The following is a 13,125-nucleotide window of genomic DNA, read 5'->3' as shown; positions in this document are numbered from 1 at the left end:
TTTAGTGTACAGTTTCTTTACTGTATAATTTTAACAATTTTTTTTTAACATTCATCAGCACTTGACTAGCTGTCATTTTCCCCTGGGAATCTATGGGAGTGTGGGGCGGTAGTGCTTTCAGGATTTCACAAGATGAATTGTACATTTTAAGAGCTCTTTTTACTTGACCTTCTTTATTGTATATATTCCCTAGTTCTATATAAGCTGAAACAAAAGAGGGACACATATAAATAGTCCTCTTTAATAATTTTTTTGCTATTTCCAATTGTCCCTGTTCTTCAGCAATTTGAGCTTGTAAATAATCAGTATATACTGATCCAGGCTCTACTTTTCTAGCTCGATTACAGTATTCTATTGCCTGAGAATAATTGCCTGCATTTGCCTGAACTTGAGCGATTAAAAAATAAGCATCAAAATTAGGTCCCTGCAAGTCTATTGCCTCTTGTGCCTTGTTGATTGCCTCAGCATAATCTTGATTTTTAAATAATTTTTTAGCCTCTAAAATTAGCATTTGAGGCGTTTGATTTTGAGTATTTTCTGCTAGTATTTTTTCTGTAACTGACACGGCATTGTTCGGCAAGCCGTCCTCCAGATAGCGAGAGGGCAGCATATTCCCCAGCGGATTACTTATTTTTAATACGGGCGGCATCTCTATCTCGGGAAAATTGCTGTTAGTAGTAAAACGAGGTGGCATCGTTTCCCCTGTTAGCAACTCACCACTATCATCGCCCATAGTATCTGCTTTCGGGAATTCCCGAAATGCCGAGTTGGCTTCCCGTAGCGTCGCAACCCTAGACTCTATTTGACAGCCTTCCTCCGGTACTGCATCCCGACGCTGATACACCACTGACTCCGGGAAAATCTTGGGTTCAAACTCGTTCATAATTTGACCATAAACTTCAGCGTGACCGGTCATTAAATACCCTCCAGGTCTCAGGGTGTTGGAAAATTTTTTCAGTACCAGTGAAATATACTTATGTTCAAAATACACAAAAACGTTTCTACACAAAATTAAGTCTATGTTATAAAGATTTTGGTAAATATTAGGAAAGTCATCTGTGATTAAATTTACACAACTAAAATTGACACTTTCGCGCAATTCTAGATTAATTTCCCAATCATTTTGCCTCTGATGAAAATACTGCATTTGTATCTGCGGTTCAACCAAGCGAAACGACCAATGACTGTAAACTCCTCGGGGCGCTTTTTTGATTACTTTTTCATTGATATCTGTACCTAAAATTAATATTTTCCATTGCTCCCAATCAGTAATCAATTGTTTTAAAACAATAGCTAAAGAATAAGGTTCTTCACCGGTGGAGCAGCCCGCACTCCAGATTCGCAGTGTCGGCTGCATTCCCAAGGTTTTGTGCAAGTTTCTTTTCTGCTCTATCAATTCAGGAAAAATTACTCTGTTTAACAGAGCAAACTGTCCTTTATCTCGCATAAAATAACTTTCAGTTGTTGTTAATAGCAATACTAATTTTGCCCATTCATTTTTACTTTCAAAAGTTTTGGCGGTTAAAAGTTTATAATATTTTTCTGGTTCTGCAATTTTTTGTTCTCTCATCCGAGTCATGATTTTATGAGACAAACCCGCTCGATCTTGAGACCTAATTCGCACACCCATCTCAGTAGTAATTAAGTTGATAAATAGCTGAATTATGGAATCATTCATGTCAACTGAGGTAGATTCATTTAATAATTTGGGAAGTGGCAACTTTTACTGAGCTGGTGCTGAGTTTGGGCTGAGCATAGCTGCTAGCCTGCGGCTCGTCGGTTCGCAAAGCAGCAGGGAGCAGAAGGGAAGTGCGTAGCTGAACTATTGGAAATTGGAGAACTTGTAAGCTCGTGTAGTAGAAGTATTGGGAATTGGGAATTGGGGAATTTGGAATTAGAAATCGGGCATTTAGCCGATCGCCTTAACAAGAACAGTGTTACACCACATCATATCAGAAACTTGCCAGCTACTTAAAGGAAAAAGGCAAAAGGTAAAAGACAGAAGCCAGGAAAAAATTATCCCTTCTGCCTTCCACCTTATGCCTTCAAAGGCACTAATCTCCCACTTTAAGCTGGATATATCCGCAGGCGGCGATTAGGTTCTTCCCCAAAACTGTGGGATTTCAGGTGATAGTGTTCCACAAGTTCGTGCTGCATTTTGCGGACATTGGGAGAACGGGGCAGGAGTTCCACCGGCTGTCCCTTGGGAATGACAATTTGCTCGACTGCTAAGCGCGTTTCTTCGAGAGCTTCGAGCTCATCAGAAGAACCGCTGCGGGCGAATAAGGCGAGGTCTGCCACTTCCGGGGTACCTGGGTCATCCATGTCCAACAGCCGCCGCAAAGCTCTCGCTACGTGGGGAATAGTGCCGGCCTTAATTGTGTGTAGGGGAACTTGGCGAGTTTTGGCCAAGTGCCTCAATTTCGACTGGTTCCGAACGTTCGATCGCAAAGCCAAAACCACGTCAGCGCTCTCAATATCCTTTGTCAGCAGCACCGGCAGGTTCAGCGTCGAAATCACCTGTTCGAGCTGGTGGCGAGCTATGCCGTAAGGATAAACGTGGAGGGGCAAATCTTCGCCGTTAGGGCCGAGATTCTGGGAAAAACGTCCGGGCTTAGGTACCGGCTCGACGGACAGGGATTCTTCCAGCAGTTGCTCGAAATACCGAGTCTCAGAAACCGGCGCGCTCTTAGCAGCTAAGTTCTCGCTGGGAGCGGGCATCGGCACCATTTTGCCAGCACTCCGCCACCCAGAGATCGGTGTGACGGGCCGGATTGCCGATACCGCAGCCGGGCCGCTGGAAGCTGCCATCCCCGGAAACCGGGCGGGGGGAGTGGCAGACTCCTGCTCGATAATTACTTCTCCAGTCTCGCTGACGCTTCTGATTTGCTGGCTCGGTTCACGTCCCCGCAGCAGAGTGTCGATCGAATCTGCAACTCGCTCGTGTATTACCCAGCGCTGGCGTTCCAGCATTTCGATGGCTATTTCAAAAGTTGGCGGTGCTTTGCGCTCCAAAACCGTCTTTTGAGAACCGCGCCGTCTTGCTTCGTCATCTCCCAGCGTCACCGCTTGGATGCCCCCAATTAAATCTGCCAGAGTCGGGTTTTTCATCAAGTTTTCGATCCGGTTCCCGTGGGCGGTACCGACCAACTGCACGCCCCTTTCGGCGATCGTCCGAGCCGCCAAAGCTTCGAGTTCCGTGCCAATTTCGTCAATCACGATCACTTGCGGCATATGGTTTTCCACTGCTTCGATCATGACTTGGTGCTGGAGTTCGGGACGGGAAACTTGCATTCTGCGAGCTCTGCCGATCGCTGGGTGGGGAATATCTCCATCTCCGGCAATTTCGTTGGAGGTGTCGATGATTACCACCCGTTTTTCCAAGTCATCGGCGAGCACGCGGGCAATTTCCCGCAGGGCCGTGGTTTTGCCAACACCGGGGCGGCCGAGCATCAAAATTGACTGACCGGTTTCCACTAAATCGCGGATAATGCCGATCGTCCCGAACACAGCGCGGCCCACCCTCAAAGTCAAGCCGATAATCTCGCCGCTGCGGTTGCGAAGGGCGCTAATTCGGTGCAGGGTTTGCTCGATACCGGCTCGGTTGTCGCCGCCGAAGTGGCCGACTCGCTCGATGCAATAGTTGAGGTGTGCCTTGGAAACTGGCGTTTGGGAAAGAGGTTCGGCCAAGGATGGAAAACGAGCTTCAGGTTGGCGGCCCAAATCCATGACAATCTCAATGAGATTGTTGCGCTGCGGGTGCTGCTCTAAGGGCTGCCGGATCTCATCTGGCACGATGTCTAATAATCTGTTGAGGTCGTCTGTAATCTGCATTCGCCTCGATGTGTTCGGTGACGTTTTCAACTTTTTAGTCAGTTGTCAGTTAACAGTTGTCAGTTGCCAGTTGTTTTTTACTTGTAACTAATGACTAATGACTACTGACTACTGACTACTGACTAAAATTCTTTGAGCGGGGAAACTAGAGAACGAGCTAAACTCACGGCCTGTGAGAGAAGTTCTGGGACGGCTTCGAGCTGAGGTAGCCGAGATGTTGGAACTCCGGCTCCTGGCCGCGCGACTGCCACCGGAACGGCATAGGCTCGATCGGTCTGCATTGTTTCTAACTGTTCTAAAATTGGCGATAGCAAAACCCTGGCATAGCTGCCGTAAGCTACACCTGCAATGTATGGGACAGGGGGATCTGACAAATTTTTCCCGCCATCCTTCATCAGTCCCTCGGCTCTCAACTTGCTGACAGTGTGAGCATTAGTGCCGCCTGCAAGTTGCACGTATCCCGGCAACTGGGCAGCCAAAACTTTTTGACCGAGTTTGACCGCGGCTCTAGTCGTTCCTGTTCCGATATCCCCGCTCATTGGCCTACCGTCCGTTTGCCAAATTAGGGGACAAGGAAGGGGGGAAATTATTTGATACAGTGTCCGCAAATAATCAATCAAACCGTCTCCATCGGGGCAACTAATTGCTATTACCTTGAGTTGACCGACCCAGGGAGCTATACTCGACCAAAGTCGCCCAAAATCTGCCTCTCTGCCTACTTGCGTGTGGATTTCTAGGGCGTCCGCACCGGATTGCAAGATTAAAGGTGCGATCGCGGCGGGAGCAGACACGTAAGAACGAGTATAAATTAGTTGGCTCGGACAAATCGGCAGACAGCGACCGCAGCCATAGCATTGCTGGTCTATCACCCCGGAAAAACCACTGCCAGCACTCTGAAAAACTATTGCTTCGGCTGGACATATTTTTTCGCACGGCCGCCAGCAGTCCGCCGGACAATCGGCTGGGTTGAATTCGGCTTTGCGAAAATGCGGGTCTTCCCCATCATTTAAACTCACCATCAGCAACGGCAACCCTTTGCCGCCAAACCTGCGGTTTTGAGTTCTTGCCTGTAATTCGCTGGCCACTTGTAGGGCTTCTTTCGCTGCAGCGACGGCGGCGGGATCGGCCGCGACATCGATACAGTCAGCGCCTGCTAAGGTGTAAGCCAAAGTGAGATTCCGTACAGCAGGCAGGTGTTGAAAGCTCGCCCCACAGATCAGCTTGAACCAATGGCCATCTTTTAATGAGTTTAGGGGATGATAATGTTCTGTCACCCTTATATGCTAATCCTTTGAGCTGAAAATTACTATGTGGAAATTTCTACTTAATTTTAAAATTCAGGCTGATACGAGCTGGAAACGCTACTGATAGGAGTAGCTCTGGTGCTGTTGGCCCTATATGTAGAGTTCGGAGGTAACTATTTTTGAGAAATCTAATTTTTTTGAGAGTGCCTAACGGTGACGCGATTTTCAACTTTGCCGCTCGGCTTTAGTTACGGACAGACTCTCTATCCTATCATACTTGGGTAGATTAGGCAAGAAAAAAGTCAACTAAAGATTTTTTTTGAAGTGACCGTGGAGTGGCAGTAGTTATAAAGTTCGATCGAGCATTGAAACCCATCGACCAACCGCAGATGAACATTCTCCTCCCTGACTCGAAGCTAAATTCATCTGGGTTAATCTGCGATTGGTCGAGCTATACTACTTGCTCAGCCGCTTGTAAACCGTAGCCAAAGCATGGCTATCCCCCACATTTCCCGGAAATAAAACCACTGGTAAATTGGGAAACAGAGGATGATCTGCATCGGTTTTCACCACCGAACAACCGGCAATAATTTGACCGATTTGCCTGACACTTTTCAGCGACAAACCTGTACTCAAAACATCATTAGAAGTAATGCCGCCCTTGCTAATCAAAAACCCGATATCGGCAGGCAGCCCCCGCACGATATCCATCAGTAAAGCAGAAACCGCCTCTCCAAATTTTAACCTAATTTCTGCATTGTCAAATTCGAGTTCCTTGCGGCTGGTATAAATTACAGGCGTTTTGCCATCAGCATGAGAAGTGCGGACTTTTTCGAGAGTTTCATCGAGCATTTGGGTGCGATACTCTGGTGAATCTTCTAACAAGTGAGATACATCTATTTCAATGCTAACTATATTGGGTTCTTTTAACAAGCGCTCCAATTGTTCAGTAGTTTTCTTAACGTGGGAACCAACTATTACTGCACCCGGTTTGCCATCCCTGACGTATTTTGCCATTTCGTCGGCTGCTACTGGCTGCGGGCCGAGGTCAGCTAAGGACGTTAAAATACTCGCCCCGCTGCGGAATAAAAACTTTTTGCCTTGACTGGCTGCCGCGAGAATGTGTTTGGCAAATGTGTCTAAATCGCCTTGGCTTTCGCCGTCAACAACTGCACATTGGTTGTCTTCCATCTCCATCAGTCGATCTAAACTTCCGTAGCGAATGTCTGCGAGTAAAATGCGATCGACTGCATCAGCTTTGATACGACCTTTGGTTTTTTCTTCAACGTAGTCTGGCAGGTAACTGTGACTGTAGCCGAAGACTGAATCTTTGGCAAATTCGGTTTGGTGAACAGGCGTTGCGACGCTGTTCACCATTAGGTAATGCACGCTGTGGCGGGTAATTCTGCCTCCTTCAAAAAAGGCGGGAATTAGAAAATGGGCGTCGAAGGGGCCAAGTTCTTCGGCGATCGCGTCGGTTTCGATGGGATAGTGACCGCGCAGGGTAGAATCGGAACGGCTAACTATTAGGAAGTCTTCGATTTCTTCGCTGGCGATCGCCCTTTTGAGATTTTGGCACACTTCGCGGGTGACACTGGCTGCTTTTTCGGGAGTTAGCGATCGAGTATTTGTCAGTATGAAGAAAATCGGGCACTTGTCCCGCAGCCCCAAACGCAGGGTGTCTTCGTCCCAACGTGTCAGCAGCAAGCAACTGTGCACGGTTTGAGAACCAGTCGGATCGTCGTCGAGAACTATAATCTTGGGTTTAACAGAAGACATACTGACCTGGTTGTTAACGTCACCTTTCCAAGATATCGTTACCTGTTACGTAACAGGAAAAAATTTACAATTGTTATGATATTTTTTTGACAATTCTCATAACTTATAATTGGGAGAATGTGTTTGAGTTCGCTCGGTTCAGTAAGCTTCATGTTGCTACTGGGTAAGAGGCGCATCCAGCCTTGGACACTACTAAATTTTGCCATTTTTAAAATTAGCAGCGTTTTGATCTTGCAACTTTTTCATTTCTGTTTGAACTCCGACGGCTACCTGCAAAGCTTCGTTGAGCAAACGCCCTTGTTCGCTGGCTCGATCGCTAATTTGCAGGGCATTCAAATTTTTTAAGTTATTGGCAAACAATTCAGAGTTAGTAGCGACAAATTTTTTGTTTTCCCTAAGAATCCTTTCAGTTTTCAAAGCTCGAACTAAATCGTCTCTGATTAGCTGCAAAGCTTGAATAACTTTTGCGCGATCGCTGATTTTGACTTCGGCATTCCCAGCATCTTCTATCTTGTCATTAATTTCAATCGCTTTGATTATACCGTTATAGCGATCGACATCATCAAAAAGATTGATTAAATGTTGGTTTTGCCGACTGCACCAAATTTTCCAGGCATCCTCCAAGATTAAACCAACTATCGCAGCGAAGTGAAGGACGAACCACCACACATACGCCCTAGGAAATATCGCAACTAGCAGCCAACAACTGATTAGAACCAAAACAATTAAACCGACTGTTTTCAAAGCTTCGCGGGCAAACTTAGTCGCTGTCGCCGGCCGGTATACGCGATCGGGCCCCGCGCCGGTGAGGTGCTTGAGCTCACCGAGAGTAATTTCTAATCCCTGAATGTCAGCTCGCATAAATCTTTACAAATATATGTTAATTATAAAGTTTTGTAGTAGAACAAAGAGCTCGTCTACAATAAACCTAACACTTTTTTCACCCAAAACTGCACTATGTCCGCACGTCCTATATACCTCGACAATCACGCCACAACCCCCGTAGATCCACGGGTACTTGATGCGATGCTGCCGTATTTCACCGAACAATTCGGCAACGCAGCCAGTATCAACCACGTCTACGGCTGGGAAGCAGAAGCAGCGGTAAAACAGTCACGACAAATCATAGCAGAAGCGATCAACGCCTCCCCAGAAGAAATTGTTTTTACCAGCGGCGCCAGCGAAGCAAATAACTTAGCGATTAAAGGCATCGCTGAAGCTTATTTCAGTAAAGGAAAGCACATTATTACAGTAAAAACCGAACACAATGCAATTCTTGACCCCTGTACCTATTTGCAAAAATTGGGGTTTGACATTACTGTTTTACCGGTGAAAAGCGACGGGCTGATTGATATAGGCGATTTGATCAAAGCGATTCGCGCCGAGACAATTTTAGTTTCAGTGATGACGGCTAACAACGAAATAGGCGTCATCCAGCCGATCGCAGAAATTGCAGCAATTTGTCGCGGAAATGACATTATTTTTCACACAGATGCGGCACAGGCGATCGGCAAAATTCCCCTCGACGTAGAGGAGATGAATATCGATCTAATGTCCTTGACAGCCCACAAAATTTACGGACCAAAAGGGATCGGTGCTCTCTACGTGCGCCGCAACAAACCGAGAGTGCAGCTAGCGCCGCAAATGCACGGAGGAGGCCACGAACGCGGAATGCGATCGGGAACTCTCTACCCACCGCAAATAGTTGGGTTTGCCAAAGCAGTAGAATTGGCAATTGCAGAAATGCCGTCGGAAACAGAACGAGTGGTTAATTTGCGGCAGCGTTTGTGGGAAAAATTGAGTGAATTGGGCGATGTTTTTCTCAACGGTCACGCTACGAAGAGATTGCCGGGGAACCTCAATATTAGTGTAGCCGGGGTTGACGGTCAAGCGTTGATGTTGGGTTTGCAACCGGCGGCGGCAGTTTCTTCGGGCTCTGCTTGCACTTCCGCGAAAATATCTCCCTCTCATGTTTTAGCAGCGATCGGGCGATCGGACAAATTAGCTTATGCTTCAATTCGGTTTGGTATTGGCCGGTTCAATACCGAAGCAGAAATAGATGCAGTCGCCGAACACGCGAGCGCAACTATTCAATCTCTCCGACAAGCTCAAAAAGTCAATCAATTTTAGATTTTAGATTTTAGATTTTAGATGGGAGAATTGAAGATTAGGAAGTAGTTTTGAGTTTTGAGTTTTAAATGATTTAACTTAAGACTCAAAACTTTTCCTCTTTTTATCACCGAGTCTAATTGGGATCAACCCCTTATTTAGAACCAAACACCTCGCGCACCCGATAAATCGGTTTTCCCTGCGACTCGTGATAAGTCCGCATCATCACTTCTGCCAGCAAACCAAAACAAAATAACTGCACGCCAGTTAACAGCAAAACCACAGCCAAAATCAGCAAAGGACGGTTCCCAATAACTTGACCAAAACCCAATTTTAAGACGGTCAAATAAATCCCTAAAGCCGTTCCCAACGTCATAGAACTCAGTCCCAAAAGTCCAAAAACGTGCATCGGTCGAGTCAGGAACTTTTTCATAAAAGAAATAGTTAACAAATCCATCAACACTCGAAAAGTCCGCCAAATTCCGTACTTACTTTGACCGAAACGGCGGGCGTGGTGTCGCACCGGCAGTTCGGCAATTCTCGCCCCTTCAATAAACGCCAAAGCAGGCAAAAAGCGGTGCAATTCCCCGTACAGATTCAAGTCTGCTACCAACTCGGATTTATAAGCTTTCAAAGAACAGCCGTAGTCGTGCAGAGTTACGCCTGTAACGCGACCAATTAACCAGTTGGCAAGTTTAGAAGGAATCAACCTACTAATTGTATTATCCTGCCTATTTTTCCGCCAGCCACTCACTAAATCGTAGCCTTCATTTAACTTGGCCAACAATAGCGGAATATCAGCCGGGTCATTTTGCAAATCGCCGTCTAGGGTAACAATAGCACGACCGCGAGCGCGATCGAAACCTGCCGACATGGCAGCAGTTTGCCCGTAATTGCGGCGCAAAATTACAGCACAAAGGTCATCGCGAGTGCTGGCTAACTGCTGGAGAAGTTCAGCAGAACCGTCCTTAGAACCGTCATCTACACAAATAATTTGATAGCTGAGTCCAGATGGTTGGATAGAAGAGGCGATCGCCTCAATCAAATGAGGCAAACTTTCCACCTCATTATACACCGGCACCACCACTGAAACGTCGAGAACAACCTCCGCGCCAGCCTGCTGTGCAGCCAATTTTTCCAAAAATAATGCAGCGTCCATTTTTTTATTCGATAATATTAACAGTCAACAGTCAACCGTCAACCGTCAACAACTAATTAGGTTGATAACTTGCCACAACTTTACCATATCCCCGCAATTGCTGGTAATAAGCTTGACTGACTAGATCGCCATCGTCCGACAAAACATCAATCCCGATACCGTTGCGACCATGTGCTTTTCCAGAACTGTGAATGTAGCGATTATCTCCGAGATACAATCCTACATGAGTTGCTTTTTCTGGCGTACCAAAAAATACTAAATTTCCCGGTTCTAAAGCACTGATACTAACAGGTTTAGTAAAAGCTTCCTGCTGATAAGCATCCCTCGGCAACCAGATGCCCGCAGCAACAAAAGCAGCTTGCATCAAGCCCGAACAATCATAATTTGGCCCGACTGTACCGCCCCAAAGATAATAATTGGATTGGTTCATAGCCTCGCGAGCGAAAGTAATTACAAGTGGTAATTTTTCCTTGATTTCTGCCTCAGAAACCACCAGAGGATGATACACTGTTTCTGCCACATCGAGCAACTCAACATCTCGAATATCCAGCCATCCCGGATAATCATCTTCGCACAGTCGCACCATCACAGCCGTTGTATCCCCCTCAACAACCGAGTCTATGCCATTTCTCGCCCCCTTCATAAGCTGGGGGGGGTCAACTACTCGCAAATGTCGCCCCAGCGCTGCTTGAGTGGCCAATCGATCGCACTTTGGGGAATCGTAAATATTTATGTGCGATCGGGCTCGGTACTCCACAACATCAGATAATTGATAATTGGCCATTGCTAATTGCTCATTGTTTGCTGTTAATTGTTCGCATTTATTGTTCGCATTTAACGATAGATTGCCATTAGCTCCTAGCCGTTAACCGTTAAGCGTCAGCCATTAACCATGACATTTTTTCACAAAGACGAACAATTAGAAACCCTCGGCAGTAGCATTATAGACTCCGCATTGTCAAAATTTACAGGATTAAGTGGCGATCGTACAGCCATTACCTGGATAGTCTACGATCCGCCGGTGCGAGTCAATACAGGCGGCGCCCTGAGTCCAGAAGAATTTTGGAAATATCAACCGCGAGGTTTTAGCGCTAGAGCTTCCGAACGAATTTATCCCGCCAGCATCGTCAAATTATTCTACCTCGTTGCCATCTGGGAATGGGCGCAAAAAGGCATGATTCAAACATCCCCAGAATTACAACGCGCCGTCCGAGATATGATAGTTGATTCCAGCAACGATGCCACCAGTTTAGTAGTAGACGCCCTCACCGGCACCACCAGCGGCCCAGAATTATCACCCGCCCCCTTTGAAACTTGGAAACAGCAGCGAAACATCGTCAACCGTTACTTTCAATCATTGGATTGGCCGGAATTACAAAATATTAACGCCAATCAAAAAACCTGGTGTGACGGCCCCTACGGTCGCGAGCGAGCATTTCTGGGAGAATTAATGGAAAATAGAAATATGCTGACCACAAATGCAGCCGCGCGTTTGGTGCACAGTATAATCGGCGGCGTAGCTGTTTCTGCCCAAGCATCGCAAGAAATGATGGGTTTAATGAAACGCAGTTTAGACCCAGCAGAATTAGAGGCAGATCCCGAAAATCAAGTTACAGGTTTTTTAGGCGGGGGATTGCCAGAATCAGCAAAATTGTGGTCAAAAGCGGGACTGACAAGTCAAGTGCGTCACGATGCTGCTTATATTGAAATATCGGGTTTGCGGCCGTATTTGTTGGTTGTATTTACCGAGGGCAAAGAGAATAGCAAGAATGAAGAGATTTTGCCATTTATATCACGGCAATTTGTCGAAGCGATGAAAGCACTTAATTAAACTTAGGTTGGTAAGTTGAAAACTATACACGCAGATTCCCGACTTCTGAAAAAAGTTGGGACTCTAACAGCGTCAACTGTCAACGCTAACTTTTTAATTGAACTTGCTCCATCATTCGTTGATCTTGTTGGCTGTGAAAACGATGAGTTGAGGAAATTAATTCTTCTTTGGTAACTGGCGTTCTTCTTAGGGTATCTAAAGGAACTAGAAACTCACATTTGTGAATTTGGATTTCCAGTGCATCAATTACAAATCTTACATCCAAAAAACTGGCATCTTCGTAGTCATTATCTTCATAACGTTTAATTTTTTCTTCTTTGAGTCCAGCTAAATCTGCCAATTCTTTTTGGCTTAGCTTAGCTGCCATGCGAGCTTTAATCAAGATTTGGGGTAAATAATCAATATCATCAAGTGTTAATACTATTGGGGTGTCGCTATCATGAGATGTAAGCCTGTCATATTCAGCAATTTCTGCTTGTAAAGCCATCAGGTGAGATTGTTTGACATCGCCAGAAAGTTGCCACCCCTCGGGGTCTTTTTTCTTCAGTTCCTCATCTTGCTCTAACGCCCTAAGAGAATATTCAAATTTTCGGGCGCATTCTTGACTATATTCATACTCTTTTTCATTTTTAATCATGGGTTCCACCTTTATAAATCTATAGCAATAATGCCTTTAGGATTTAACTGTCTGTCACGCTGAAAGAATTCTATAGAATTTAAGCCGTAATCTCCTACAGGTTGATCTGAACGAAAAATTTCACCTTTATATTTGGATTTCTGTGCGCTACGATCCAAATGATTTAGTAATCTCGGGGCATTTTTTCGGAGATAATCGTAATCGACATCCTCGCTATCCCAACAAGCATCAAAATCTCCTGGGTCTGGCTTAATGGTAACAAAGCTGCCGTTGATATAAATTGTCCGGCAACCACCTGCTTTGAGTTGCTCCATTGCCATTCGCAGTCCGCGCATTAAACGCAACCTCAGCTCGTTGCTTCCAAATCGTTCTACAAATTCTTCCCATTCGCAAAAATGAACTCCTGGGGGTAAGTTGCCGTTTTCATCGAATTCTGGAATCACTTACTCACACCTTAATACCAATTTAATATGAAGCTGCATAGAATAGGGCTTCAAGAATAAAATTGTAAGATGACAACGAACAGATTTCC

Annotated in this window: 11 protein-coding genes; 2 read left to right on the top strand and 9 right to left on the bottom strand. The window is 45.7% G+C overall.

Annotation, left to right across the window (positions count from 1 at the left end; all coding sequences use genetic code 11):
• Position 1: 1 nt before the first annotated feature.
• The 5 genes from QUB25_RS20185 to QUB25_RS20165 all read right to left on the bottom strand — a co-directional run bounded on the left by QUB25_RS20185 (position 2) and on the right by QUB25_RS20165 (position 7,718).
• Positions 2-1,678, bottom strand: coding sequence for a CheR family methyltransferase (locus QUB25_RS20185; RefSeq protein ID WP_333185433.1), 1,677 nt, complete (start codon positions 1,676-1,678; stop codon positions 2-4).
• Between the two features lie 389 nt (positions 1,679-2,067).
• Complete coding sequence (locus QUB25_RS20180; protein WP_333185431.1) at positions 2,068-3,834, bottom strand: R3H domain-containing nucleic acid-binding protein; 1,767 nt, start codon at positions 3,832-3,834, stop codon at positions 2,068-2,070.
• A gap of 122 nt (positions 3,835-3,956) precedes the next feature.
• The gene (ldpA, locus tag QUB25_RS20175) at positions 3,957-5,108 is read right to left on the bottom strand and encodes a circadian clock protein LdpA (RefSeq protein WP_333059861.1); all 1,152 of its coding nucleotides are present in this window, start codon (positions 5,106-5,108) and stop codon (positions 3,957-3,959) included.
• Between the two features lie 426 nt (positions 5,109-5,534).
• A complete protein-coding gene (locus QUB25_RS20170) occupies positions 5,535-6,857 on the bottom strand; it encodes a four-carbon acid sugar kinase family protein (protein ID WP_333185429.1) in 1,323 nt (440 codons plus the stop codon).
• A gap of 192 nt (positions 6,858-7,049) precedes the next feature.
• On the bottom strand, positions 7,050-7,718 hold the full coding sequence (locus QUB25_RS20165) for a hypothetical protein (RefSeq protein WP_333185427.1): 669 nt from the start codon (positions 7,716-7,718) through the stop codon (positions 7,050-7,052).
• Positions 7,719-7,814: 96 nt separating this feature from the next.
• Between QUB25_RS20165 and QUB25_RS20160 the strand changes: the two genes are divergently transcribed.
• Positions 7,815-8,987, top strand: a complete 1,173-nt coding sequence (locus QUB25_RS20160) for an IscS subfamily cysteine desulfurase (RefSeq protein WP_333185425.1) — start codon at positions 7,815-7,817, stop codon at positions 8,985-8,987.
• Between the two features lie 133 nt (positions 8,988-9,120).
• Here QUB25_RS20160 and QUB25_RS20155 read toward each other — a convergent pair whose 3' ends face one another.
• Both QUB25_RS20155 and QUB25_RS20150 read right to left on the bottom strand, forming a co-directional pair.
• Positions 9,121-10,125, bottom strand: coding sequence for a glycosyltransferase family 2 protein (locus tag QUB25_RS20155; protein ID WP_333185423.1), 1,005 nt, complete (start codon positions 10,123-10,125; stop codon positions 9,121-9,123).
• A gap of 52 nt (positions 10,126-10,177) precedes the next feature.
• Complete coding sequence (locus tag QUB25_RS20150; protein WP_333185421.1) at positions 10,178-10,909, bottom strand: C40 family peptidase; 732 nt, start codon at positions 10,907-10,909, stop codon at positions 10,178-10,180.
• Between the two features lie 108 nt (positions 10,910-11,017).
• Between QUB25_RS20150 and QUB25_RS20145 the strand changes: the two genes are divergently transcribed.
• Positions 11,018-11,956 (top strand): serine hydrolase, encoded by a 939-nt coding sequence (locus QUB25_RS20145; protein ID WP_333185420.1) that lies wholly within the window; start codon positions 11,018-11,020, stop codon positions 11,954-11,956.
• 85 nt (positions 11,957-12,041) lie between these two features.
• Here the strand turns inward: QUB25_RS20145 and QUB25_RS20140 are convergent, their stop codons facing one another.
• Together QUB25_RS20140 and QUB25_RS20135 are read right to left on the bottom strand one after the other, a co-directional pair.
• Positions 12,042-12,593, bottom strand: a complete 552-nt coding sequence (locus QUB25_RS20140) for a helix-turn-helix transcriptional regulator (protein ID WP_333185419.1) — start codon at positions 12,591-12,593, stop codon at positions 12,042-12,044.
• A gap of 11 nt (positions 12,594-12,604) precedes the next feature.
• Positions 12,605-13,036: a DUF6932 family protein gene (locus QUB25_RS20135; RefSeq protein ID WP_333185417.1), complete on the bottom strand. Its 432-nt coding sequence runs from the start codon at positions 13,034-13,036 to the stop codon at positions 12,605-12,607.
• Positions 13,037-13,125 lie beyond the last annotated feature (89 nt).

Source organism: Microcoleus sp. B3-D7 (assembly GCF_036705305.1).
Classification (GTDB): domain Bacteria; phylum Cyanobacteriota; class Cyanobacteriia; order Cyanobacteriales; family Microcoleaceae; genus Microcoleus.
The sequence above is the reverse complement of the archived record's forward strand: the minus strand, read 5'-3'. Positions and strand labels throughout refer to the sequence as shown.

Coding starts and splice junctions, on each gene's coding strand:
- QUB25_RS20145 (WP_333185420.1), top strand. CDS start 11,018: ATGACATTTTTTCACAAAGACGAACAATTAGAAACCCTCGGCAGTAGC.
- QUB25_RS20150 (WP_333185421.1), bottom strand. CDS start 10,909: ATGGCCAATTATCAATTATCTGATGTTGTGGAGTACCGAGCCCGATCG.
- QUB25_RS20160 (WP_333185425.1), top strand. CDS start 7,815: ATGTCCGCACGTCCTATATACCTCGACAATCACGCCACAACCCCCGTA.
- QUB25_RS20155 (WP_333185423.1), bottom strand. CDS start 10,125: ATGGACGCTGCATTATTTTTGGAAAAATTGGCTGCACAGCAGGCTGGC.
- QUB25_RS20165 (WP_333185427.1), bottom strand. CDS start 7,718: ATGCGAGCTGACATTCAGGGATTAGAAATTACTCTCGGTGAGCTCAAG.
- QUB25_RS20140 (WP_333185419.1), bottom strand. CDS start 12,593: ATGATTAAAAATGAAAAAGAGTATGAATATAGTCAAGAATGCGCCCGA.
- QUB25_RS20180 (WP_333185431.1), bottom strand. CDS start 3,834: ATGCAGATTACAGACGACCTCAACAGATTATTAGACATCGTGCCAGAT.
- QUB25_RS20170 (WP_333185429.1), bottom strand. CDS start 6,857: ATGTCTTCTGTTAAACCCAAGATTATAGTTCTCGACGACGATCCGACT.
- QUB25_RS20185 (WP_333185433.1), bottom strand. CDS start 1,678: ATGAATGATTCCATAATTCAGCTATTTATCAACTTAATTACTACTGAG.